Below are 22,700 nucleotides of genomic sequence, written 5' to 3'. Positions count from 1 at the left end.
CGCCCGGTTACATTCCGAACCCGGAAGCTAAGCCTTTCAGCGCCGATGGTACTGCAGGGGGGACCCTGTGGGAGAGTAGGACGCCGCCGAACAATTTTTCAAGGACCCTTGGTCCCAGCGTTCAGCTGGGACCAAGGGTCCTTTTGCTTTGCCGGAGCGCGCCGAAGGGATCGGTGCGTGAGAATGAATGCAGTACCGAAGACAGGAGTCACGCCGATGTCCACCAACTCTTCCGACGATCGTTCGGAGCGCCGTCCGAGGCGCGACGGCGGTGACCGTGGTGGTTTCCGGCGTGATGACCGGCGGGACGACCGCGGTGACCGCGGCGGTTTCCGGCGGGACGACCGCGGGCCGCGTCGGGACGACCGCGGGCCGCGTCGGGATGACCGCGGGGGCGAGCGCGGCGGTTTCCGGCGCGACGACCGGCCCGAGCGTCGGGACGACCGGGGCGGCGACCGCGGTGACCGTGGGGGCTTCCGTCGTGACGACCGTCGTGACGAGCGGCGGGATGACCGTGGTGGCTTCCGGCGTGATGAGCGTGGGGGCGAGCGCGGTGGGTTCCGTCGGGATGACCGGCCCGAGCGTCGGGACGACCGGGGCGGGTTCCGGCGGGATGACCGTCGGGACGACCGGGGCGGCGACCGCGGGGGTTTCCGGCGGGACGACCGCGGCGGTGAGCGTGGTGGGTTCCGGCGGGACGACCGCGGTGGGAGCAGTGACCGCGGCGACCGGGGCGGTTTCCGGCGGGACGACCGTGGGCCGCGTCGGGATGACCGCGGGGGCGAGCGCGGCGGTTTCCAGCGCGATGACCGGCGTGATGAGCGGCGGGACGACCGCGGTGACCGTGGGGGCTTCCGGCGGGACGACCGTCGTGACGAGCGGCGGGATGACCGTGGTGGCTTCCGTAGGGACGACCGCGGCGGCGAGCGTGGTGGATTCCGGCGGGACGACCGGGGCGGCGAGCGTGGCGGGTTCCGGCGGGACGAGGAGCGTGGTGGCTTCCGGCGCGATGAGCGTGGGGGCGAGCGCGGTGGGTTCCGGCGGGACGACCGGCCCGAGCGTCGGGACGACCGGGGCGGGTTCCGGCGGGACGACCGTCGGGACGACCGCGGTGACCGCGGGGGTTTCCGGCGGGACGACCGGGGCGGTGAGCGTGGTGGGTTCCGGCGGGACGACCGTGGGCCGCGGCGGGATGACCGTGGGGGTTTCCGGAGGGATGACCGGCGGGACGGGCCGCGGCGGGACGAGCGTCGGGACTGGGACCGTGACCGGGAGCCGATCAAGCGGTTGCCGATTCCGGAGGACGTGACCGGCGACGAGATCGACAAGGCGGTGCGGCAGGAGCTGCAGAGCCTGCCCAAGACGCTTGCCGAGGACGTCGCCAAGAACCTGGTGATGGTCGCGCGGCTGCTGGATGAGGACCCTGAGAAGGCGTACGGGTACTCGCGGGTGGCGCTGCGGCTGGCGTCCCGTGTCGCGGCGGTGCGGGAGGCCGGGGGCTTCGCGGCGTACGCGGTCGGGAAGTACGCCGAGGCGCTGAAGGAGTTCCGGGCGGCGCGGCGGATGACCGGCAGCGCGGAGCTGTGGCCCGTCATGGCCGACTGCGAGCGGGGGCTCGGGCGGCCGGAGAAGGCGCTGGCGATGGCCGGTGAGCCCGAGGTGCAGCGGCTGGACCGGGCCGGGCAGGTCGAGATGCGGCTGGTCGCGGCCGGGGCCCGGCGGGACATGGGCCAGGCCGAAGCGGCGGTGGTGACGTTGCAGAGCCCCGAGCTGGCGTCCAACGCGGTGCACCCGTGGACGGCGCGGCTGCGGTACGCGTACGCGGACGCGCTGCTGGAGGTCGGGCGTGACGGCGAGGCGCGGGACTGGTTCGCCAAGGCGCTGGAGGCCGACCAGGCCGGTACCACGGACGCCTCGGACCGGCTGGCCGAGCTGGACGGGGTGCAGTTCACCGATGCGATGGCCGAGGACGAGGCCGACCAGGCCGACGAGGCCGACGAGGACGACGCCGCGGGGGAGTCGGAGTCCGGCAAGGGGCCTGAGAAGGCCGAGTAGCGGTGCGGCCGGTGTAGGTGCCGGCGCGTAGTGCAGCAGTGAGAGGGGCGGGCCCGGTGGGCCCGCCCCTCTTGCTGTCTGTGGGGGTGGTGTGGGTCAGGGGGCGTACGGGGCGATGGGGTTGTGCAGGGTGCCGATGAGCTGGAGGGCGCCGGCCGGGTCCTGGAGGTCGACCATCTGCTCGTTGTTCCGCAGCTGGAGGCGGTTGAGGCAGGAGAGGGCGAACTCGGGGGTGAACATGTCGTACTCGGCGAAGCGGTCGGCGAGGTGCGGGTGGGCCGCCTGGTAGTCGGTGATGCAGGCGGCGACGGTGCGCCAGAAGGTGTCCTCGTCCAGGATGCCGCGGTCGGCGAGGGTGGCGGCGAGGAAGCGGAAGAAGCAGTCGAAGACGTCGGTGAAGACGGAGAGCAGCTTCTTGTCCTCGGGGACGTCGGCGCGGATGCGTTCGACGGTGGGGGGCAGGACCGCGTCGGCGGACATCACGGCGATCTCCTCGGCGATGTCCTTGAAGATCACGCGGGCCACCGCGCCGTCCTCGATGACCAGGATGGCGTTCTCGCCGTGCGGCATGAAGACCAGGTCGTAGGCGTAGAAGGAGTGCAGGACCGGGGTGAGGTAGCCGTCGAGGTAGCGGCGGAGCCAGACCTCGGGGGCCAGGCCGGACTCCGCGATGAGGGCGGCGGCGAAGGACTCGCCGTCGCGGTCGGTGTGGAGGAGGGAGGCCATGGTGGCCAGCCGCTGGCCCGGTGCGAGGGTGGGGACGGGGCTCTCGCGCCAGAGGGCGGCGAGCATCTTGCGGTACGGGGAGCCCTTCTCGGTGGCGGCCTCGTACTGGCGGTGGTGGTAGCCGACGGCGGCGCGCTCGCGGATGATCGAGAAGCGGGCGGCGCGGAAGGTGTCGTCGGCGTCGATCAGGCGGGCCAGCCAGTCGTTGATGGCGGGGGTGGCCTCCATGTAGGAGGCGGAGAGGCCGCGCATGAAGCCCATGTTGAGGACCGAGAGGGCCGTTTTGACGTAGTGCTTCTCGGGGCTGGTGGTGTTGAAGAAGGTGCGGATGGACTGCTGGGCGAGGTACTGGTCGTCGCCGGGGCCCAGGCAGACCAGGCGGCGCTGGGCGACCTCGGCGGCGAAGGTGACGGAGAGCTTGTTCCACCACTGCCAGGGGTGGGTGGGGAAGAGGTAGTAGGCGTCGGGGTCGAGGCCGAGGGAGGTGAGGGTGGCGGTGAAGCGGGCCCGGGTCTCGGCGGGCAGCTCGGCGTCGATGAGGGTGGCGTAGTCCAGGCCGGCGCCGGCGGTGAAGGTGGTGTGGTCGCGGTGGGCGGCCAGCCAGATCAGCTCCAGCGGGGCGGCGGCCTCGGGGGCGTAGGCGTGGTACTCGTGGACGCCGAAGCCGAGGCGGCCGTTGTTGGCGACGAAGCAGGGGTGGCCCTCGGTCATGCCGGTCTCGATGGCCTGGAAGCCGGCGCCGGCCAGCTCGGCGGCGGTGGGGGCCTTGCCCGCGAGCTTGTACGCGGCGCCGGAGAGGGTGGAGCTGATCTCCTCCAGGTAGACCGGCAGGACGGCCGCGGACAGGCCGAGCGAGGTGTGGAACTCGGTGATGAAGTCGAGGGCGTCCAGGGGGAGTTCGGCGTCGGCGCGGTGGCGGGTGATGCTGTCGGGGTCGATCTGCCAGTGGTCGAGGGCGCGTCTGCGGGCGGTGAAGCGGTAGCTGGTGGTGGCGTCGTCGCTGTGCACGGCGTAGCGGTCGGCGTCCGGCAGCGGTTCGGGCGTCAGCAGGCGTTCGTGGGCGAACTCGGCGAGGGCCTTGCGGACCAGCGCGCGGTTGGCGCGTGCCCACAGGTCGGGGGTGAGGTGGGCGACGGCGTCCTGGGCGGGCGTGTGCAGGGGGGCGGCGGCGGGCATCAGCGGTCTCCTCGGGTGGCCAGGAACTGGTCGCGGGTGCAGGTGCTGAGGTAGGCGTCCTTGGCGGGCAGCGAGACGGTGCGGACGATCTCGAAGCCGACGGCCTTGTTGAGGGCGTGGACGGCGGTGTTGCGGGTGTCGGGTTCGACGACCACGCGCCGGACGGCCCCGTCGGCGAAGAGCATCTCCATGACGGTGGTAAGGACGGCGCGGGTGAAGCCGCGGACCGGGGTGTCCGTGGGGGCGGTCAGGAAGTGCATGCCGATGTCGCCGGGCTCGGCGGCGTGGATGCCGACCAGTTCGCGGTGGGCGGGGTCGTAGCGCTCCATGAGGAAGGCCGGGGAGCCGTTGTGCAGGCCGAGGAAGGCGTCGTGGTGCGGGTCGGCGTCGATCCGGGCGAACTCCTTCTCGACGGCGGGCAGGTCGCAGTCCTGCATCAGCCAGAAGACGGCCTTGGGATCGGTGACCCAGGTGTGCAGGACGGGGGCGTCGCCGGTGGGGTCGACGGGCCGCAGGGCGAACTCCCCGAGGGCGGGGTCGGTGCGGGTGAAGACGGGGGCGGTGCTCATGCCGATGCCTCGCTCGGCCTCGCCTGCGCTCGGCGCGTACGTGTCGATGCTGCGCTCGCTCATGCGGGGATCTCCGTGGGGTGGTGCGGGCCGGCCGGGGCGGCGAACTCCTGGAAGGCGATGGCCTTCTCGACCGGGTAGGGCTCGCGGCCGAGCAGTTCGCGGATGAGGCAGGAGTTGCGGTAGGCGGCCATGCCGAGGTCGGGGGTGACGAAGCCGTGGGTGTGCAACTCGGCGTTCTGCACGTAGATCTCGCGGCGGTCGTTGTCGATGCTGTAGTTGCGGGCGACGTCGTAGCGGCCGGCGGCGTCCCAGGAGATGCGGTCGCGGATCGGCTCCAGGAAGTCGGGGACGCGGTAGCGGTAGCCGGTGGCGAGGACCAGGCCCTCGGTGGTGAGGGAGAAGTCCCGGCCCTGCTCCTCCTGGCGGAGGCCGAGGGTGTAGGTGCCGGTGGCCTCGTCGTAACGGGCTTCTTGCAGGCTGGAGTTGGTCAGCAGGCGGGTGCGGACCGGGCCGTCCAGGCGCTTCTGGTAGAGCAGATCGAAGATCGCGTCGACGAGGTCGGAGTTGATGCCCTTGTAGAGGTGCTTCTGGGTGGCGTTGAGACGGTCGCGGGTGGCCGTGGGGAGGGCGTGGAAGTAGTCCACGTACTCCGGGGAGGTCATCTCCAGGGTGAGCTTGGTGTATTCGAGGGGGAAGAAGCGGGGGGAGCGGGTGGCCCAGGTCAGCTCGTAGCCGTGGGTGTCGATGTCCTGGAGGAGGTCGTAGTAGATCTCCGCGGCGCTCTGGCCGCTGCCGATCAGGGTGATGCTGTCCTTGGCCTGGAGGGCGGGCTTGGCGTCCAGGTAGCCGGAGTTGTGCAGGGCGTCGCCGCCCAGGTCGCGGCAGGCGTCGGGGAGGTGCGGCGGGGTGCCGGTGCCCAGGACGAGCTTGCGGGTCCGGAAGGTGCGGTGGGTGCCCTGGTGGTCGGCGTGGACGAGGTAGACCTCGGCGCGCTCGTCGTACTCGACGGCGGTGACCTTGTGGGAGAAGCGGACGGTGTCGAGCTTGCCGGCGGCCCAGCGGCAGTAGGCGTTGAACTCGGCGCGCAGCGGATAGAAGCTCTCGCGGATGTAGAAGGAGTACATCCGGCCCGATTCCTTCAGGTAGTTGAGGAAGGAGAAGGGCGAGGTGGGGTCGGCGAGGGTGACCAGGTCGGCCAGGAAGGGCACCTGGAGGTGGCTGCCGTCCAGCATCATGCCGGGGTGCCAGTCGAAGCCCGGCCGGTCGTCGAGGAAGAGGCCGTCGAGTTCGTCGAGGGGGGCGGTCAGGCAGGCGAGACCCAGGTTGAAGGGGCCCAGGCCGATGGCGAGGAAGTCGTAGGGGGGCTCGTGGGGGACGGTCACGGGGGCTCTCCGCTAAGGGGGTCGGGGCGGGGGGTGGTCAGCGGGCGCTGAGGACCGGCGCGGGGCGGTCGGCGCCGGGCTGTTCGGCGAGGTGGCGGCCGGCGTGCTCGGCGATCAGGTCGAGGACGGCGGCGATGTCGTCGAGCGTGGTCTCCGGGTTGAGTAGGGTGAACTTCAGGTAGTGCCGGCCGTCGACCGTGGTGCCGGCGACGATGGCGTCACCGGAGGCGAACAGGGCTTCCCTGGCGTGCAGATTGACCCGGTCGGTCAGCTCGGGGTCCTGGGTGCCGCCGGGGAGGTAGCGGAAGACCAGGGTGCTGAGCCGGGGCTCGACGACGACCTCGAAGCGCGGGTCGTCGTGCAGCAGCCGCCAGGCGTCCGCGGCCCGGTCGATGACCTCGTCGAAGAGCTCGCCGATGGCCTCGGCGCCCATGGTGCGCAGGGTCAGCCAGAGTTTGAGGGCGTCGAAGCGGCGGGTGGTCTGGAGCGACTTGTCGACCTGGTTGGGGATGCGCTGCTCGACCATCCGGCGCGGGTTGAGGTAGTCCGCGTGGTAGGTGACGTGCCGGAGCGTGGCGCGGTCGCGGACCAGCACGGCGCTCGAACTGACCGGTTGGAAGAAGGACTTGTGGTAGTCGACGGTCACCGAGTCGGCGCGCTCGATGCCGGTGAGCAGGGCGCGGCGGCGGGAGACCAGCAGACCGCAGCCGTAGGCGGCGTCCACGTGCATCCAGGCGCCGTGGCGGGCGGCGAGGTCGGCGATCTCGGGGAGCGGGTCGAGGGAGCCGAAGTCGGTGGTGCCGGCGGTGGCGACGATCGCCATGGGTATCAGGCCCTCGCGCCGGCAGCGCTCCAGTTCGGCGGCGAGCGCGTCGGCGCGCATCCGCTTGCTGTCGTCGGTCGGGACGGCGATGACGGCGTCGGTGCCGAGGCCGAGCAGGGTGGCGGACTTGCGGATGCTGAAGTGGCTCGCGGCGGAGGTGAGGATGCGCAGCCGGGGCAGGAGGGCGGCGCGGTGGGCGTCGGCGCTCTCGGCGTCGTCGGCGTCGCCGCGGGTCAGTTCCCGATGGCAGGTCTCGTCCCGGGCGAGCAGCATGGCCTGGAGGTTGGACTGGCTGCCGCCGCTGGTGAAGATGCCGTCGGCGGCCGGGCCGAGGCCGATCCGGTCGGTGGTCCAGTCGACCAGGCGGCGCTCGATGAGGGTGCCGCCGGCGCTCTGGTCCCAGGTGTCCAGGGAGGAGTTGACGGCGGAGAGCACCGCCTCGCCGACGAGGGCGGGGATCACCACGGGGCAGTTGAGGTGTGCGAGGTAGCGCGGGTGGTGGAAGTAGACCGCGTCGCGGAGGTAGAGCCGCTCCAGTTCGTCGAGGGCGGCGGCCGGGTCGTGGAGCGGGGTGTCGAGGTCGACGGCGGCGACGGCGGGGGCCAGTTCGTCGACGGAGACGCCGGTGAAGGGGCGTTCGGTGGTGGCGAACCGGTCGCTCAGGCGCGTGACGCTGTCGGTGACCGCGGCGCGGTAGCGGTCGGCGGTGCGGTGGTTGAGGAGATGGGTGCGGCTGTCGGCCGGATCCTCGGCCGGGTGCGCGAGGAGACTCATGGGGGTGCCCTCCCTGGTGCGGGGTCGACCGCGTCCTGTGCAGGGTGCGGGGGCGTGCACAGGGGCAGGGGGACCCGCCCGGTGACGCAGTGAGGTAAGCCTAACCTAACTGGATCACCGGGTGGGTGTGGGGTGCCCTGGTCGGGGCGCTTCGGGCGGGTCTAATCCCTTTCGTCGTCCAGGGTGCGCAGGACCAGGCCGGTGGCCGGCTTGGGGCCGAACGAGGTGGACTTGCGGGGCATCGTGACGCCCTGCTGGGCGAGTTGACGGACCGTCTCCTCGGAGGTGGCGCGCATCAGGACGGCCGATCCGCCGTGCCGGGCGGCCTGCGCCACCGCCGCCTCGGCGTGGTGCAGATAGCCGATGTCCGAGGGGTGGTCCGGGATGCGCCAGACCTCGTCCAGCAGGACGGAGTGCAGCACCGTCGCGTCCAACTGCCGCCAGGCCTCGGGCCGGTCGGCGCGGATCGCCCGGTCCAGCAGGCCGGGGTCGGGGCGGTCCAGGAGGTGGAAGGAGTCCGGGCCGCCGGCGAGGACGAAGGCGGCGCCGGGTGTCTGCTCCAGCGCCTCCAGCGCGGCGGACAGCTCGCCCGGCAGCCGGCGGGCCCGGAACGCGCCGGCCACGTCCGCCAGCGCCTTGGCCGGCGGCAGGTGCGGCAACACCCGGTGGATCGCCCGGACTTGGAGCGGATAGCGGGCGGTGTCGACCAGCAGCACCAGCCCGGAGGCCCAGGGGGAGTCGGGACCGGCGTCCGGGCGCTGCTCGTAGAGCCGCCGGTAGGTCGCCCAGCGGTGGTGGCCGTCGGCGATCAGTGCCTGGCGGTGGGCCAGGTCGGCGTCGACGGCGGCCAGCTCGGCGGGGTCGGTGACCGCCCACAGGCGGTGGGCGATGCCGTCCTCGGTGGTGGTGGCGAGCAGCGGGGCGTGCTGGGCGGTGCGCTCGATGACGGCGGCGGCGCCGTTGCCGGTGCCGTCGCTGCGGTACGACAGCAGCAGCGGTTCGAAGTTGGCGGCCGCGGCGCCCATCAGGGCGGCCCGGTCCGCGACCACCTCCGGGATGACGCCCTCGTGGGGCAGTACCGGGCCGTCCAGGCGGAGCGCGCCGATCAGGCCGCGCTGGAGGACGTCGCCGCCGCGCTGCTCGTAGACGTACAGCGCGGGCTCCGGGTCCGGTGTGAGGATTCCCTCTTCGCGCCAGCGGCGCAGGGTGTCGGCGGCCTGGCGGTGGCGGGTGGTCGGATCCGGGGCGTGCGGCAGGATCAGCCGGACGATGTTGTAGGGGTCGGAGGTCTCCAACTCCCGGACCTCGTCCGGGCGGACCACGACGTCATAGGGCGGGGAGGTGACCGCGGTGAGGCTGCTGACTCGGTCCGGGGCGTAGCGCAGGCCGCGGAACGGGAGGAGGCGGAGGCCGTCGGAACTGGTCATTGAAGAATGCTATGCCCGGACGCCGGTGCGGGATGATCGGGGGAGAGGCCGCGAGGTCCGCTCGGCACACTCTCGTCGTCCGCCCGAAGGGCGGGCTGGGCGGTGTCCGGCGCGTGCTCTCGGTGTGCCGGGTGAGCGCCCCAGTACGTCCAGTACAGGGGCGCTCGCCCGGTGCGGCGAGAGCGCCTGCCGGCCACCGCCCGGCAGACGGGAGTGCGACGAGCGGACCTGGGCCACGGACAGCCAGGAGCCGCGCGGCGGCGGACGGGCGGGCCCGGTGGTGCCGGGCGCCGCCCGCGCACCGCGCACGAGGAGCCCTCCGTACGGCACGGAGGGGCGAGGAAGCAGGACGGCATGAGCGAGCAGGTTCGCGGGCGAGCGGAAGGGAGCGGGCGGGGTCGGCCCGACGGGTGCCGGCAGGCGCTGAGCGCGGCGTACGACACGGCGCTGCTGGATCTGGACGGGGTGGTCTACGCCGGCGGGCGAGCCATCGAGCACGCCGTGGCGTCGCTGACCGCGGCCCGGGCCGGTGGCATGCACCTGGCGTACGTGACCAACAACGCGGCCCGTACGCCGCAGGCGGTGGCCGACCAGCTGTCCGGCTTCGGTCTGCCGACCACCGCCGAGGACGTGATCACCTCCGCGCAGGCGGTGGCCCGGCTGATCTCCGAGCAGGTGCCGGCCGGCTCCCGGGTGCTGGTGATCGGCGGCGAGGGGCTGCGGGTGGCGCTGCGCGAGCGCGGGCTTACGCCGGTGGACTCGGCGGACGACGGCCCCGCCGCGGTGGTCCAGGGCTACGACCCGTCGCTGGACTGGGAGCGGCTGGCGGAGGCCGCGTACGCGGTGCAGCGCGGGGTGCCGTGGTTTGCCTCCAACACCGATCTGACGATCCCCAAGGAGCGCGGGATCGCGCCCGGCAACGGCGCGCTGGTGGAGGTGGTGCGGATCGCCGCCGGCGGGGCGCCGCAGGTCGCCGGGAAGCCGCAGCCGCCGATGCACCGGGAGACGGTGCTGCGGACCGGCGCGCGGCGGCCGCTGGTCGTCGGCGACCGGCTGGACACCGACATCGAGGGCGCCTGGAACGGCGGGGTGGACTCCCTGCTGGTGCTCACCGGCGTCACCACCCCGGCGGAGCTGCTGGCCGCGCCGCCGGAGCACCGGCCGACGTACGTGGACGCCGATCTGCGCGGACTGCTGCGGCCGCAGCCGGAGGTGGCGGCGGACGGCACCGGCTTCGGCTGCGGCGGCTGGCGGGCCGAGGCGGCCGACGGCCGACTGGCCCTGGCGGGCGCGGGGGAGCCGCTGGACGGGCTGCGGGCGCTGTGCGCGGCGGCCTGGACCGCGGCGGGCGAGGGGAGTTACCCGGCGGACACAGCCAATGCGCTGGCTCTGCTCGGTATGTGAGGGAGCGTCAGAACTGGCCCCGTCGCGGGAAGCGGCGGGGCCCGTCTGCTCACTTGCCGGCGGTGGCGGTGGCCGCCGCGGTCAGCTCCGCGAGCAGCTCCTCCTCGCTGGCCCCGCGCCGCCAGTAGCCGGTGAACTTGACCGCCCGGCGGTCGAATCCGCGCTCCCCGACCAGATGCCGGCGCACCGCCTTGACGGTGCCGGCCTCGCCGGCGATCCAGGCGTACGGGGTGCCCTCGGGCAGCTCGGCGGCGCGCAGCGCGTCGACCGCCGGCTCGCCGTGGAGGGGGGTCGCGTGGTCCCGGACGAGCCAGTCGACCTCGGTGTCCGCGAAGCTCGGCAGCGGCTGCCGGTCGCCTTCGTGCCCGACCTCGATCCAGACCTTGGCCACGGTGCCCGGGGAGAGCCAGGCCAGGATTCCGGCGATGGCCGGCAGTGCGGTCTCGTCGCCGGTCAGCAGGATCCAGTCGGTGCCGGGCGGCGGCCGGAAGTCCACCCCGCCGTTGTCCTCGACGGCCGGCGCGAGCACGGTCAGCCGGTCGCCGGGCCGGGCCCGCAGCGCCCAGCGGCTGGCCGGGCCCCCGCCGGGGGAGGCCGGGGCGTCGGCGCCGTGCAGCGCGAAGTCCACGTCGAACTCGGCCGGGTCGTGGCGCTGTTCGCGGATGGTGTACGAGCGCATCAGCGGGCGTTCGGCCGGGTCCTGTCCGCGCCAGGCGGCGTACCAGCCGTCCCCCATGTCGTCGAAGACCGGCGCGGCCTGGTGGGGCTGCGGGAGGAACAGTTTGAAGCGCTGGTCCCGGCCGCCGGACGCCAGCTCCGCCAGCCGTTCGCCGGTGAAGGTGATCCGGAGCATGGACGGGCCGAGCCGCAGGGTGCGGACGACCTGGACGTCGAAGAAGCGGAACGGCGCGGCGGTGGGGGCGGCGGTCGCGGTCATGTCGGAACCTCCCGGGACGGTGCGGGCTGGGGCGGGGTGGAGCGGGCCGGTGGCGAAGTCGGCCCGGGGTGAGGTCAGTTGACCTTCTTCGCGTGCTCGATGGCCTGGGCGAGCGATTCCATGAGGGGCGCGGCGCCGGCGTAGGAGAACCGCGGCTCGCTGGCCCAGGGGGTGATCTGGCCGGCCTGGACGGCGGGCAGCTTGTTCCAGGACGGCTTGGCGGCGAGGTCCTTGGGCTGGAGAGTGGCGGTGCGGTTGTCCAACAGCAGGACGTCGGCCCGGTACTTGTCGGCGTTCTCCCAGCTCAGGCTCTCGAAGTAGCCGCCCTTGTCGAGGTGGTCGGGGACGATCAGGTCCACGCCGAGGGATGTGAAGTACTTCAGGTCCGCGTTGATGCCGGGGTTGGAGGCGTAGAAGAGGTCGGCGCTGCCGGAGCAGGCCAGGACCTTGACCGGGTGGGCGGCGGCGGCCCTGCGCAGGCGGGCCGCGGCCTTCTCGAAGCGGGCCTTGGCGTCGGTGACCTTCTTGGCCTTCAGGTCCGCGCCGAGCGCGGCGGCGAGGTCCGCGTACCGCCCGATGATCTGGTCCAGCGGCACCCGGGAGGCCGTGAGGGCAACGGACTTGGCCAGCTTGGTGATCTTGTCCTTGCTGTCGTCCGGGACGAACCAGAGCGCGTCCGGCTCGTACATGTTGGTGACCAGCAGATCGGGGGCGAGGCCCGCGTACTTCTCGACGTTGAACTGGTTGTAGGCGTTGCCGAGGATGGTGACCTTGTCGACGTCGAGGTCGCCGGCCTGCGGGTCGGGCTTGCCGTTCGCCAGCTTGGTGGGGCCGAAGACGCCCACGATCTGGTCGTCGATGCCGAAGTCGTGCAGCGCGGCGGCGGTGCCGGTGAACGCGACGATGCGGCGCGGGGTTTGGGGGAGTGCGACCTTCTGTTTGCGGTCGTCGGTGAAGGACCACGGGCCGCCCTTGCCGCCGCCGTCGCCCGAGCCCCCGGACCCCTTGCTCCCCCCGCAGGCGGCGAGCAGCGCGCCGATGCCGACGACGCCGCCCGTGGCCAGGATGGTGCGGCGGGACGGGGATACGCTTCGGGGGATTCTCATGGCTTTTGTGCTTCTCTCTGCGGGGGCACGTGCCCAACGGGCATGGCGGGTGGGCCGAACCGGGAGGGCCGGGAGATCGACTGCTTGTGAGGGTAGGCTAACCTAACTGTCGTGTTGGTTGACAGTCCCCCCGCTGACAGTCCCCCCGACGCGGCGCCGGTCCCCACCGCACCCCGGCGGCGATCCGCCGTCCGTGCCGTCGGGCTCGCCGCCTCCGTCGCCGCCCTCGCCGCCGTCGCCGTCCTCGGCATCGCCGTCGGCGCCAAACAGATCCCCCTGGACCAGGTGTGGCACGGGGTGTTCCTGTACTCCGGCTCCGACACCGACGTCGTCGTCCGGGACGTGCGGCTGCCGCGCACCCTCCTCGGCCTGCTGGCCGGCGCCGCCCTCGGCCTGGCCGGCACCGTCATGCAGGCGCTCACCCGCAATCCGCTCGCCGACCCCGGCGTGCTCGGCATCAACGCCGGCGCCTCGGCCGCGGTGGTCTCCGCCATCAGCTTCCTCGGCGTCACCTCGCTGTCCGGCTATGTGTGGTTCGCCTTCGCCGGCGCCGCGCTGGTCTCGGTCGCGGTCTACGTCCTGGGCGGCACCCGCAGCGCCACCCCGGTCCGGCTCGCGCTGGCCGGCACCGCGCTGACCGCCGTCCTCACCGGCTACCTCAACGCCGTCAACCTCATGGACTCCGCGGCGCTGGACCGGATGCGCTTTTGGACGGTCGGCTCGTTGGCGTCCGCGACCATGCCGACGGTGGCGCGGATCGCGCCGTATCTCGCGGTCGGCGCGCTCCTCGCGCTGCTGCTCGCCCGCCCGTTGAACGCCGTCGCGCTCGGCGACGACCAGGCGCGGGCGCTGGGTGCCAGGCTGACCCGCACCCGGGTGCTGGCGATGGTCGCGGTCACCCTGCTGTGCGGCGGCGCGACCGCGGTCTGCGGCCCGATCGTCTACGTCGGCCTGATGGTGCCGCACGCGGTGCGCGCCCTGACCGGACCCGACCTGCGCTGGATCCTGCCGTACTCGGCGGTGCTCGCGCCGGTCCTGCTGGTCGGCGCCGACGTGCTCGGCCGGGTGGTGGCCCGGCCCGGCGAACTCCAGGTCGGCATCGTCACCGCCGTCATCGGCGGCCCGGTCTTCATCGCCCTGGTCCGGCGGCGACGGATGGCCCAACTGTGAGCCCCACGGTGAACGGACGAGGCGCGCGAGGAGAGGCGGCGGAAGCAGTGGACGCGACAGTGAAGCCCGGGAAGTCCGGGGCGCCCGACGGGACTTCGGCCGGCCGGCGCCCGGCCCGCGCGGTGCGCACCGCGGGCGGGCTCTCGCTCCGGCTGGACCCGCGCGCCGTACTGGTCGGAAGCCTGCTGCTGGCCCTCGCGCTGGCCGCCGCGGTCGCCCTGATCGGCACCGGCGACTACCCGATGACGCCCTCGGAGGTGCTGGCCACCCTGACCGGCGGCGGCACCGCCGGCCAGGAGTTCATCGTCCACGAACTGCGGTTGCCGCGGGTGCTGGTGGGGCTGCTGGTCGGCACCGCCTTCGGGATCGCCGGGGCGGTCTTCCAGACCGTCTCCCGCAACCCGCTGGGCAGTCCGGACATGCTCGGCCTCTCCCAGGGCTCGTCGGTCGGCGCGCTCGTCGTGCTGGTGTGGCTGCACGGCGGGACCACCGCGGTGGCCGCCGGCGCCGTCGTCGGCGGGGTGGTGACGGGCCTGGCCATCTTCCTGCTCGCCTGGCGACGGGGCATCCACGGCTACCGCTTCGTCCTCGTCGGCATCGGCGCCGCCGCCATGCTCTACGCCGTCGTGCTCTACCTCCTGACGAAGTCCACCCTCTACGACGCGGCCCGGGCCACCACCTGGATGACCGGTTCGCTCAGCGGCCGCGACTGGAGCCAGGTCTGGCCGCTGGCCGCGGTCTGCGCGGTGCTCGTCCCGGTGGTGCTGCTGCACGCGCGGCCGCTGCGGATGCTGGAGATGGGCGACGACGCGGCCGCCGCGCTGGGCGTGCGCACCGAACGCGTCCGCGTCACCGCCCTGTTGGCGGCCGTCGTCCTGGTCGCGGCCGGTACCGCGGCGGCCGGCCCGATCGCCTTCGTCGCCCTGACCGCGCCCCAACTCGCCCGCCGGGCCACCCGCTCGCCCGGCCCCAACCTGCTGCCCGCCGCCCTCATGGGCGCCGCCCTGCTGGTCGGCGCGGACTGGGCCGCCCAGCGCCTCTTCGGCGCCGACCAACTGCCGGTCGGAGTGCTGACCGGTGTCCTCGGCGGCGGCTATCTGCTGTGGCTGCTGGTCGCCGAGCGGAAGGCGGGACGGGTGTGAACGAGTGGGGCGGGCGCGCCGGGCAACGGTGCGCGCCACGCGCCCGCGGCGCGCACCGCGGCGGTGCGCCCTCGACGTGAGCGGCCCCGCCCCGCCCGCCCCCGCGCCCCCAGCGACCCGACGACCCCCACCACCCCCAGGAGCCCCCATGAGCCGTCTCACGGCCGAGGACCTCACCCTCGCCTACGACCAGCGGACCATCGCCGAGCACCTCTCGGTCGCCATCCCGGACCACTCCTTCACCGTCATCGTCGGCCCCAACGCCTGCGGCAAGTCCACCCTGCTGCGGGCGCTGTCGCGGATGCTCAAGCCGGCCGCCGGCGCGGTCCTGCTCGACGGCGAGCGGATCTCCTCGCTGCCGGCCAAGCAGGTCGCCCGGACCCTCGGCCTGCTGCCGCAGTCCTCGGTCGCCCCCGACGGCATCACCGTCGCCGACCTCGTGGCCCGCGGCCGCTACCCGCACCAGGGCCTGCTGCGCCAGTGGTCGGCGAAGGACGAGCGGATCGTCTTGGAGTCGATGGCCGCCACCGGCGTGGCCGGGCTCGCCGACCGGTACGTCGACGAACTCTCCGGCGGCCAGCGGCAGCGGGTCTGGATCGCGATGGCGCTGGCCCAGCAGACCCCGCTGTTCCTCCTCGACGAGCCGACCACCTACCTCGACATCCAGCACCAGATCGAGGTCCTGGACCTGTGCGCCACCCTCCACGAGGAGCAGGGCCGCACCCTGGTCGCGGTGCTGCACGACCTCAACCAGGCGGCCCGCTACGCCACCCACCTGATCGCGATGAAGAACGGCGAGGTGGTCGCCGAGGGCGCGCCCGCCGAGATCGTCACCGCCGAGCTGGTGCACCGGGTCTTCGGCATCGACTGCCGGATCATCGACGACCCCGAGACCGGCACCCCGCTGGTCGTCCCGGCCGCCCGCCGCCCCGCGAGGCCCGTCCCGGCGGCCGCAGTTACAGCAGCGTCCTGAGCCGCAGCAGATCGCGCAGGCCGGCCTCCAGCTTCACCCGGCCGCTGCCCCAGGCACGGGCGAAGTTGAGCCGGCCGTCCACCAGCGCGAGCAGATCGTCCCCGGTCATGGTCAGCCGGATCTCGGCCTTCTGCGGCGGCGGTCCGTCCAGCGCGGTCACGTCCCGCAGGGCGCCGCCGGCCAGCCGGCCGACGAAGGTGGTGTCGAGATCGGTGATGCGGCAGCTGACGGAGCGGTCGAGCGCCGCGGCGCTGCGCACCTCGCCGTCCGCCGAGGACAGGTCGTGGGCCAGCCGGTCGAGCGCGGCGCGGCACTGGTCGAGAGTTGCCATCGGGGCCGACGATACGCCAGGTCACGGACGCCCGGAGGCGCACGCCCGAGGTAGCGTCAAAGGCATGGCAGACCCGACGAACGGCCCGGAGCCGGCCGACCCCGGCGCCCCGGCCGCAAGCGCAGCGCCCGGGCCGGACCCCGCGCCGCCCGGTCCGGACCCGGCGGAGATCCCCGCGGGCCCGGCCCCCGCCGAGCCGGCCGGACCGCGGCCGCTCGGGGTCCCGGCGGCCCCCACCGGCCAGGCCGCGGTCGACGCCGCTCTGGCACGCCTGGCCGAAGCCGACCACCTCCCGGTGAGCGGCCACCTGGGCATGTACGAGGATGTGCACCGTGGGCTGCGCGACACCCTGGCCTCCCTCGACCAGCACCCCGGGCCGCCCGCACCCTTCCCGACGCACGACCGTCCCGGCCGTCCCGATCAATAGGAGCTGAACCTCAGGTGGCAGGAGTGGCACGACGCCGTCTCGACGCGGAGCTGGTGCGCCGCAAGCTGGCCCGATCCCGGGAGCACGCGAGCCAGCTGATCGCCGCGGGCCGGGTGACCGTCGGCGGGGCGACCGCGACGAAGCCGGCCACCCAGGTGGAGACCAGCGCCGCCGTGGTCGTCCGGGACGACGAGAACGACCCCGACTACGTCTCCCGCGGCGGCCACAAGCTCGCCGGCGCGCTGGCCGCCTTCGTCCCGCAGGGGCTGCGCGTCGAGGGCCGCCGGGCGCTGGACGCCGGCGCCTCGACCGGCGGCTTCACCGACGTCCTGCTGCGGGCCGGCGCCGGCCATGTCGTCGCCGTCGACGTCGGCTACGGGCAACTGGCCTGGCAGCTCCAGAGCGACGCCCGGGTCACCGTCAAGGACCGCACCAACGTCCGCGAGCTGACCCTGGAGCAGATCGACGACCTCCCCGTCGACCTGGTCGTCGGCGACCTCTCCTTCATCCCGCTGGGCCTGGTGCTGCCCGCACTGGTCCGCTGCGCGGCGCCCGACGCCGACCTGGTGCTGATGGTCAAGCCGCAGTTCGAGGTCGGCAAGGAGCGGCTGGGCAGCGGCGGGGTGGTGCGCAGCGCCGCGCTGCGGGCCGAGGCGGTCCGCGGCGTCGCCGACCGCGCGGCCGGGCTGGGACTCGGCGTCCTGGGGGTGACCGCGAGCCCGTTGCCCGGGCCCTCCGGCAATGTCGAGTACTTTCTGTGGCTGCGTGCCGGGGCTCCTGCACTGGACCCGGCAGATGTCGACCGTGCAGTGGCGGAGGGGCCCAGTTGACCACTACCCAGGCAGTTGAAGGCAGCGCAGCACCCGAGACCAGTCGCGACGGGCGGACGGTTTTCCTGCTCGCGCACACCGGCCGCCCGGCGGCCATCCGCAGTGCCGAACTCGTCGTCCAGGGGCTGCTGCGCAGCGGGATCGGCGTACGGGTACTGGCCGAGGAGGCCGCGGACCTGCCGCTGCCGGACCTCGTGGAACAGGTGGCGACCGAGCCGTGCGCGGCCGAGGGCTGCGAACTGCTGGTCGTCCTCGGCGGGGACGGCACGCTGCTGCGCGGCGCGGACTTCGCCCGGACCTCCGGGGTGCCGATGCTGGGGGTCAACCTCGGCCGGGTCGGCTTCCTCGCCGAGGCCGAGCGCGACGACCTCGACAAGGTCGTCGACCGCGTCGTGACCCGCTCCTACGAGGTCGAGGAGCGGATGACCCTCGACGTCCTGGTGCGCAACAACGGCGCCGTGGTGCACACCGACTGGGCGCTCAACGAGGCGTCCGTGGAGAAGGCCGCCCGCGAGCGGATGCTGGAAGTGGTCACCGAGGTCGACGGCCGGCCGGTCTCCCGCTTCGGCGGCGACGGCGTGGTCTGCGCGACCCCGACCGGCTCGACCGCGTACGCCTTCTCGGCCGGCGGCCCGGTCGTCTGGCCGGAGGTCGAGGCGCTGCTGATGGTCCCGATCAGCGCGCACGCCCTGTTCGCCAAGCCGCTGGTCACCTCGCCGCGGTCGGTGCTGGCCGTCGAGGTCCAGCCCAAGACGCCGCACGGGGTGCTGTGGTGCGACGGCCGGCGCAGCGTGGAACTCCCCGCCGGCGCCCGCGTCGAGGTCCGCCGCGGCGCCGTCCCGGTCCGGCTGGCCCGGCTGCACCACGCCTCCTTCACCGACCGCCTGGTCGCCAAGTTCGCACTCCCGGTGGCGGGTTGGCGGGGGGCGCCCCACTAGGGCGCGTCGTCACGCTCCCGTCGTCCGCCCGCGGGCTGTGCGGACGACGGGAGCGGCCGGCCGTGCGGTCCGGGCGGGCCCGCGGGAGTACCCCACACGGGGGGTGATCCGGAAGCGCGCGACGGTGGCCGGTCCGGTGCGCGGGCCGTGCGCCGGTCGGCCCCGGACGGGTGCCGCGCGGCGGTCGGCCGCCGTCCCGGTGGGGGTTTCCGCAGGTCCCGGGCGCGCGGCCGGGCCGGCCGGGGCGGGACGGGAGCGTGCGGGAGGTACCGGTGTGGGGGAGGCCGTCGCGGGGTGGCCCCGGGACCTCGTAAGGTCATACCCGTGTTGGAGGAGATGCGGATCCGGTCCCTGGGAGTCATCGACGATGCGGTCGTCGAGCTGTCCCCGGGCTTCACAGCCGTGACCGGCGAGACCGGCGCGGGCAAGACCATGGTCGTCACCAGCCTCGGCCTGCTGCTGGGCGGGCGCGCCGATCCCGCCCTGGTGCGGATCGGTGCCAAGTCGGCGGTGGTCGAGGGCAGGGTCACCCTCCCGTCCTCGTCCCCCGCGGCCGTGCGGGCCGAGGAGGCCGGCGCGGAGCTGGACGACGGCGCGCTGCTGCTCAGCCGCACGGTCTCCGCCGAGGGCCGCTCGCGGGCCCATGTGGGCGGCCGTTCGGCACCGGTCGGACTGCTCGGCGAACTCGCCGACGACCTGGTCGCGGTGCACGGCCAGACCGACCAGCAGGGCCTGCTGCGCCCGGCCCGCCAGCGCCAGGCCCTGGACCGCTACGCCGGCGACGCGGTCGCCGTCCCGCTCGCCAAGTACACCGCCGCGCACCGCCGGCTGCGCACCGTCGCCGCCGAGCTGGACGAGCTGACCACCCGGGCCCGGGAGCGCGCCCAGGAGGCCGATCTGCTCCGCTTCGGCCTGGACGAGATCGCCGCCACCGAGCCGCTGCCCGGCGAGGACGTCGAACTCGCCGCCGAGGCCGAACGGCTCGGCCACGCCGAGGCGCTGGCCGCCGCCGCGACCGCCGCGCACGGTGCGCTGGCCGGCGACCCCGAGGACCCCGAGGGCGTCGACGGCACGACTTTGGTCGCCGGCGCCCACCGCGCCCTGGAGGCGGTCCGCGGCCACGACCAGGAGCTGGCGGCCCTGGCCGACCGGCTCGGCGAGATCGGCATCCTGATGGCCGACGTCGCCACCGAACTCGCCGGTTACGCCGACGGCCTGGACGCCGACCCGCTGCGGCTGGCCGCCGTCGAGGAGCGCCGCGCCGCCCTTACCCACCTCACCCGCAAGTACGGCGAGGACCTCACCGCGGTGCTGGCGTGGTCCGAGCAGAGCGCCGCCCGGCTCGCCGAACTCGACGGCGACGACGACAAGATCACCGAGCTGGCCGCCGAGCACGACGCGCTCCGCGCCGAACTGGGCGAGCTGGCCCAGCAGTTGACCGACGCCCGGGCCGCGTCCGCGGAGCGCTTCGCCGCCGCGGTCACCACCGAGCTCGGCGAACTGGCCATGCCGCACGCCCGGGTGAGCGTCGCGCTGCACCAGACCGAGGTGCCCGAGGACGCCGACGGCATCGAGGTGGGCGGCCGCACCGTGGCCTACGGCCCGGCCGGCGCCGACGAGGTCGAGATCCTGCTGGCCCCGCACCCGGGCGCGCCGCCCCGGCCGATCGCCAAGGGGGCGTCCGGCGGTGAGCTGTCCCGGGTGATGCTCGCCGTGGAGGTCGTCTTCGCCGGCTCCGACCCGGTGCCGACCTACCTCTTCGACGAGGTGGACGCCGGCGTCGGCGGCAAGGCGGCCGTCGAGGTCGGCCGTCGGCTGGCCCGGCTCGCCAGGTCGGCGCAGGTCGTGGTGGTCACCCACCTCCCGCAGGTCGCCGCGTTCGCCGACCGGCAGCTGCTGGTGGAGAAGACCAACGACGGCTCGGTCACCCGCAGCGGCGTCACCGTGCTGGAGGGCGAGGACCGCATCCGCGAGCTGTCCCGGATGCTGGCCGGCCAGGAGGACTCCGAAACGGCCCGCGCGCACGCCGAGGAACTGCTGGCCACCGCCCGCGCGGGCGCATAGCGGCCGTGGCCCGTGGGGGGAGCGACATGACGACGAGGACGACGAGGACGACGACCGGCGGCAGGACGCCGGGACGGAGCGCGGTGCTGCTCGCCGCGGCGGGCGCGACCCGGGCCGTCTACGGGGCGCTGCGCCGCCGGCCACCGGGCGGCGCCGCCCGGTGGGAGCGGACGAACTACGCGGGCCGCACGGTCACCCTGCACGCCGGCCCGGCGGCCGCGCTCGGCACCGCGCTGGCCGCGGCCGGTGCGCCGGGGCTGCCCGCCCGGGCCCGCGCGGCCTCGGCGCTCGCCGTGCTGGCCGCCGGCGGCTGCGGCCTCTACGACGACCTCGCCGGCGCCGGGGACCCCCGGCGCGGCTTTCGCGCGCATCTGTCCGCGCTGCGGCACGGCGAGGTCACCAGCGGCGCGGTCAAGCTGTTCGGGATCGGCGCCGCCGGGCTCGCCGCCGGCGCCCTGCTCGAAGACCGCCCGGTCGACAAGGTGCTGGCGGGCGTGGTGATCGCCGGCTCGGCCCATCTGGTCAACCTCCTCGACGTCCGTCCGGGGCGGGCGGCCGGCGCCGCACTGGCGCTGGCCGCGCCGGGACTGCTGCGCCGCGGTCCGGCCGGGCCGCTGTCCGCCGTGCCGCTCGGCGCCGCGGCCGCGGTCGCCGCGGACGACCTCGGGGAGCGCACGATGCTCGGCGACGCCGGGGCGCATGCGCTCGGCGCGGCCCTCGGACTGGCCGTCGTCGCGGGATGGGGGTCCGTCCGGTCGAGCGGAGCCGAGAGTGGGGGAGGGCGGCTGGGGCTGGCCGCGCACGCCGCCGGGCTGGTCGCCGCCGCGGCCGTCGGGGACCGGATCAGCCGCCTGGCCGGGGCGCTCTGACGCACGTCCCACGGCCGCACCGCCGGCCCCGACGCCTCCGGGCCGGCGGAGATCCGGAGCGACCTGATCCGGACAGTGAAGGTCGGGTTCCGGACAGTGGTGGAGGCGGACCGGAGGGGCGGCTTCACCTCGTTCGGGCGGCAATCCGCGTGCTCATCATGTCGCCCATGTGGGTGGATCCGTCGATCCGAGGGTGAGACTTCCCACCGGAACGGCGTCTGCACGGTGCCGAATTGACGGTGCCCAACTGGCATCCTGGGCGCGGTGCGCCGTGCCGGGGCGTGCCCCCGCCGACCTGACCCCGGTCCGGACGCACTGTTGCACCCCGGTACATCGCGGCACCTCGCAGTGCCAAACCGCCCCGCCGGTACGGTTCGTACCGCCCCCGACCCAGGAGCCCTCCCTCGTGACCTGCACCCCGACTCCGCCGCACAGGCTGCCGCCGCTGCGCACGGTCCAGGTGCTCGGCCACGGCGGTGCCGGCAGCGCGGCGCACGTCCGTTCGCTGGCCGAAGGGCTGGTCGCCCGCGGGATCGGGGTGACCGTGTGCGCCCCGCCGCAGGCCGAGGAGGCGTACGGCTTCGCCGGGGCGGGCGCCCGGTTCGTGCCGCTCGACCCGCGGCTGGACCCGCCGGGCATGGCCGTGCTGCGGGCCGCCTGCTGGGACGCCGACCTGGTGCACGCGCACGGCCTTCGGGCGGGGCTACGCGCGTCGATGGCGCTGCGCGGACTGCGCGGCCCCCGCGGCTGCCGGGTCCCGCTCGTCACCACCTGGCACACCAAGGCGCACATCGAGGGCGCCCGGGCCGGGGTGGTGCACCTGATGGAGCGTCGGGTGGTCCGGGCCGCCGCGGTCGTCCTGGGTGCCTGCTCCGACCTCGTCGACCGGGCGCGCGAACGCGGCGCCAAGGACGCCCGCCTCGCCCCGGTCGCCATCCCGCACCCGCGGCCCGGCCCGGCCGCCGCGGACCCCGACCGCAGCCCCGACAAGGAACGCGCCGAACTGGGCGCGATGGACCGGCCGTTGCTGCTCGCGGTCGGCCGGCTCGACCCGTCCCAGGGCCATGACCTGCTGTTGGACGCGGCCCACGCCTGGTGCGGGCTCGACCCCCAGCCGCTGCTCGCGATCGCCGGCGAGGGCGGCCACCGGGCCGCGCTCCAGCACCGGATCGACAGCGAGCGGCTGCCCGTCCGACTGCTCGGCCGCCGCGACGACGTGCCCGAACTCCTCGCCGCCGCCGACCTGGTGGTGCTGCCCAGCCGTTGGGAGGCACGGTCCCTGATCGCCCAGGAGGCGCTGCGCGCCGGCGTCCCCCTGGTGGCCACCGACACCGGCGGCACCCGTGAACTGGTCGGCCGGGCGGCGGAGTTGGTCCGCTACGGCGACAGCACCGCACTGGCCCGTACGGTCGTGGGCCTGCTGTCGGACCCGCTGCGCCGCGAGGCGCTCGCCGCGGCCGGCCGCGCCCGGGCCGCCGGCTGGCCCAGCGAGAACGACACCGTCGCCCAGGTCCTCAGCGTCTACGACGAGTTGACCCAGCCGCCGCAGCCGGCCCGCCCGGCCTGATCCGGCC

General features: G+C 74.5%; 20 protein-coding genes and 1 rRNA gene. 13 read left to right on the top strand and 8 right to left on the bottom strand.

All coding sequences use genetic code 11. The annotated features are described in order from the left end of the window. The 3 genes from rrf to ACIQE0_RS26830 form a co-directional block, all read left to right on the top strand. Positions 1 to 92 (top strand): 5S ribosomal RNA (rrf, locus tag ACIQE0_RS26840); the annotation flags it as partial. Positions 93 to 271: 179 nt separating this feature from the next. Further along, the gene (locus tag ACIQE0_RS26835) at positions 272 to 1,309 is read left to right on the top strand and encodes a beta strand repeat-containing protein (protein WP_402336847.1); all 1,038 of its coding nucleotides are present in this window, start codon (positions 272 to 274) and stop codon (positions 1,307 to 1,309) included. After that, positions 1,288 to 2,055, top strand: a complete 768-nt coding sequence (locus tag ACIQE0_RS26830) for a hypothetical protein (RefSeq protein WP_402336845.1) — start codon at positions 1,288 to 1,290, stop codon at positions 2,053 to 2,055. Before ACIQE0_RS26835 ends, ACIQE0_RS26830 begins: the two co-directional genes overlap by 22 nt. A 96-nt stretch (positions 2,056 to 2,151) precedes the next feature. Here ACIQE0_RS26830 and ACIQE0_RS26825 read toward each other — a convergent pair whose 3' ends face one another. The 5 genes from ACIQE0_RS26825 to ACIQE0_RS26805 form a co-directional block, all read right to left on the bottom strand. Beyond that, a complete protein-coding gene (locus tag ACIQE0_RS26825) occupies positions 2,152 to 3,957 on the bottom strand; it encodes an IucA/IucC family protein (RefSeq protein ID WP_402336842.1) in 1,806 nt (601 codons plus the stop codon). Continuing rightward, a complete protein-coding gene (locus tag ACIQE0_RS26820) occupies positions 3,957 to 4,526 on the bottom strand; it encodes a GNAT family N-acetyltransferase (RefSeq protein WP_402336863.1) in 570 nt (189 codons plus the stop codon). The genes ACIQE0_RS26825 and ACIQE0_RS26820 overlap by 1 nt, the downstream gene beginning before the upstream one ends. Positions 4,527 to 4,585: 59 nt before the next feature. Next, the gene (locus tag ACIQE0_RS26815; RefSeq protein WP_402336839.1) at positions 4,586 to 5,911 is read right to left on the bottom strand and encodes a lysine N(6)-hydroxylase/L-ornithine N(5)-oxygenase family protein; all 1,326 of its coding nucleotides are present in this window, start codon (positions 5,909 to 5,911) and stop codon (positions 4,586 to 4,588) included. A gap of 37 nt (positions 5,912 to 5,948) precedes the next feature. Further along, positions 5,949 to 7,508, bottom strand: coding sequence for a pyridoxal phosphate-dependent decarboxylase family protein (locus tag ACIQE0_RS26810; protein WP_402336835.1), 1,560 nt, complete (start codon positions 7,506 to 7,508; stop codon positions 5,949 to 5,951). A gap of 161 nt (positions 7,509 to 7,669) precedes the next feature. Next, complete coding sequence (locus ACIQE0_RS26805) at positions 7,670 to 8,935, bottom strand: DUF1015 family protein (protein ID WP_402336832.1); 1,266 nt, start codon at positions 8,933 to 8,935, stop codon at positions 7,670 to 7,672. A 354-nt stretch (positions 8,936 to 9,289) separates the two neighbouring features. Here ACIQE0_RS26805 and ACIQE0_RS26800 point away from each other — a divergent pair, with 354 nt between their 5' ends. Continuing rightward, positions 9,290 to 10,339 carry an HAD-IIA family hydrolase gene (locus tag ACIQE0_RS26800; RefSeq protein ID WP_402336829.1) on the top strand — a complete coding sequence of 350 codons (1,050 nt, stop codon included), beginning with the start codon at positions 9,290 to 9,292 and terminating at the stop codon, positions 10,337 to 10,339. Between the two features lie 49 nt (positions 10,340 to 10,388). On the opposite strand, the gene ACIQE0_RS26795 is transcribed toward ACIQE0_RS26800, so the two are convergent. After that, positions 10,389 to 11,276 carry a siderophore-interacting protein gene (locus ACIQE0_RS26795; protein WP_402336826.1) on the bottom strand — a complete coding sequence of 296 codons (888 nt, stop codon included), beginning with the start codon at positions 11,274 to 11,276 and terminating at the stop codon, positions 10,389 to 10,391. A gap of 74 nt (positions 11,277 to 11,350) precedes the next feature. Further along, positions 11,351 to 12,382, bottom strand: a complete 1,032-nt coding sequence (locus tag ACIQE0_RS26790) for an ABC transporter substrate-binding protein (protein WP_366330776.1) — start codon at positions 12,380 to 12,382, stop codon at positions 11,351 to 11,353. 111 nt (positions 12,383 to 12,493) lie between these two features. Here ACIQE0_RS26790 and ACIQE0_RS26785 point away from each other — a divergent pair, with 111 nt between their 5' ends. The 3 genes from ACIQE0_RS26785 (at position 12,494) to ACIQE0_RS26775 (ending at position 15,667) form a co-directional block, all read left to right on the top strand. Then, positions 12,494 to 13,552 (top strand): FecCD family ABC transporter permease, encoded by a 1,059-nt coding sequence (locus ACIQE0_RS26785; RefSeq protein WP_402336823.1) that lies wholly within the window; start codon positions 12,494 to 12,496, stop codon positions 13,550 to 13,552. A 47-nt stretch (positions 13,553 to 13,599) separates the two neighbouring features. Further along, a complete protein-coding gene (locus tag ACIQE0_RS26780; RefSeq protein ID WP_402336820.1) occupies positions 13,600 to 14,694 on the top strand; it encodes a FecCD family ABC transporter permease in 1,095 nt (364 codons plus the stop codon). A gap of 148 nt (positions 14,695 to 14,842) precedes the next feature. Beyond that, a complete protein-coding gene (locus tag ACIQE0_RS26775; RefSeq protein ID WP_366330778.1) occupies positions 14,843 to 15,667 on the top strand; it encodes an ABC transporter ATP-binding protein in 825 nt (274 codons plus the stop codon). Here ACIQE0_RS26775 and ACIQE0_RS26770 read toward each other — a convergent pair. Next, positions 15,651 to 15,998: a sterol-binding protein gene (locus tag ACIQE0_RS26770; RefSeq protein WP_402336817.1), complete on the bottom strand. Its 348-nt coding sequence runs from the start codon at positions 15,996 to 15,998 to the stop codon at positions 15,651 to 15,653. The two genes, ACIQE0_RS26775 and ACIQE0_RS26770, sit on opposite strands and share 17 nt — an antisense overlap. A gap of 64 nt (positions 15,999 to 16,062) precedes the next feature. Between ACIQE0_RS26770 and ACIQE0_RS26765 the strand changes: the two genes are divergently transcribed. The 6 genes from ACIQE0_RS26765 (at position 16,063) to ACIQE0_RS26740 (ending at position 22,693) form a co-directional block, all read left to right on the top strand. Next, positions 16,063 to 16,425: a hypothetical protein gene (locus ACIQE0_RS26765; RefSeq protein WP_402336814.1), complete on the top strand. Its 363-nt coding sequence runs from the start codon at positions 16,063 to 16,065 to the stop codon at positions 16,423 to 16,425. 14 nt (positions 16,426 to 16,439) lie between these two features. Then, positions 16,440 to 17,255, top strand: a complete 816-nt coding sequence (locus tag ACIQE0_RS26760) for a TlyA family RNA methyltransferase (RefSeq protein ID WP_366330781.1) — start codon at positions 16,440 to 16,442, stop codon at positions 17,253 to 17,255. Further along, positions 17,252 to 18,193, top strand: a complete 942-nt coding sequence (locus tag ACIQE0_RS26755; protein ID WP_402336811.1) for an NAD kinase — start codon at positions 17,252 to 17,254, stop codon at positions 18,191 to 18,193. The genes ACIQE0_RS26760 and ACIQE0_RS26755 overlap by 4 nt, the downstream gene beginning before the upstream one ends. Positions 18,194 to 18,529: 336 nt before the next feature. Beyond that, the gene (gene recN / locus ACIQE0_RS26750; protein WP_402336860.1) at positions 18,530 to 20,257 is read left to right on the top strand and encodes a DNA repair protein RecN; all 1,728 of its coding nucleotides are present in this window, start codon (positions 18,530 to 18,532) and stop codon (positions 20,255 to 20,257) included. A 26-nt stretch (positions 20,258 to 20,283) separates the two neighbouring features. After that, complete coding sequence (locus ACIQE0_RS26745; protein WP_402336808.1) at positions 20,284 to 21,126, top strand: hypothetical protein; 843 nt, start codon at positions 20,284 to 20,286, stop codon at positions 21,124 to 21,126. Positions 21,127 to 21,532: 406 nt separating this feature from the next. Then, a complete protein-coding gene (locus tag ACIQE0_RS26740; RefSeq protein WP_402336806.1) occupies positions 21,533 to 22,693 on the top strand; it encodes a glycosyltransferase family 4 protein in 1,161 nt (386 codons plus the stop codon). The last annotated feature ends 7 nt before the right edge of the window (positions 22,694 to 22,700 follow it).

The organism is Streptomyces sp. NPDC093097 (assembly GCF_044754325.1).
Lineage (GTDB): Bacteria > Actinomycetota > Actinomycetes > Streptomycetales > Streptomycetaceae > Streptomyces.
This window is presented reverse-complemented; position numbering and strand designations above follow the sequence as displayed.

Coding starts and splice junctions, on each gene's coding strand:
- ACIQE0_RS26745 (WP_402336808.1), top strand. CDS start 20,284: ATGACGACGAGGACGACGAGGACGACGACCGGCGGCAGGACGCCGGGA.
- ACIQE0_RS26775 (WP_366330778.1), top strand. CDS start 14,843: ATGAGCCGTCTCACGGCCGAGGACCTCACCCTCGCCTACGACCAGCGG.
- ACIQE0_RS26795 (WP_402336826.1), bottom strand. CDS start 11,276: ATGACCGCGACCGCCGCCCCCACCGCCGCGCCGTTCCGCTTCTTCGAC.
- ACIQE0_RS26825 (WP_402336842.1), bottom strand. CDS start 3,957: ATGCCCGCCGCCGCCCCCCTGCACACGCCCGCCCAGGACGCCGTCGCC.
- recN (WP_402336860.1), top strand. CDS start 18,530: ATGCGGATCCGGTCCCTGGGAGTCATCGACGATGCGGTCGTCGAGCTG.
- ACIQE0_RS26800 (WP_402336829.1), top strand. CDS start 9,290: ATGAGCGAGCAGGTTCGCGGGCGAGCGGAAGGGAGCGGGCGGGGTCGG.
- ACIQE0_RS26820 (WP_402336863.1), bottom strand. CDS start 4,526: ATGAGCACCGCCCCCGTCTTCACCCGCACCGACCCCGCCCTCGGGGAG.
- ACIQE0_RS26770 (WP_402336817.1), bottom strand. CDS start 15,998: ATGGCAACTCTCGACCAGTGCCGCGCCGCGCTCGACCGGCTGGCCCAC.
- ACIQE0_RS26805 (WP_402336832.1), bottom strand. CDS start 8,935: ATGACCAGTTCCGACGGCCTCCGCCTCCTCCCGTTCCGCGGCCTGCGC.
- ACIQE0_RS26790 (WP_366330776.1), bottom strand. CDS start 12,382: ATGAGAATCCCCCGAAGCGTATCCCCGTCCCGCCGCACCATCCTGGCC.
- ACIQE0_RS26810 (WP_402336835.1), bottom strand. CDS start 7,508: ATGAGTCTCCTCGCGCACCCGGCCGAGGATCCGGCCGACAGCCGCACC.
- ACIQE0_RS26765 (WP_402336814.1), top strand. CDS start 16,063: ATGGCAGACCCGACGAACGGCCCGGAGCCGGCCGACCCCGGCGCCCCG.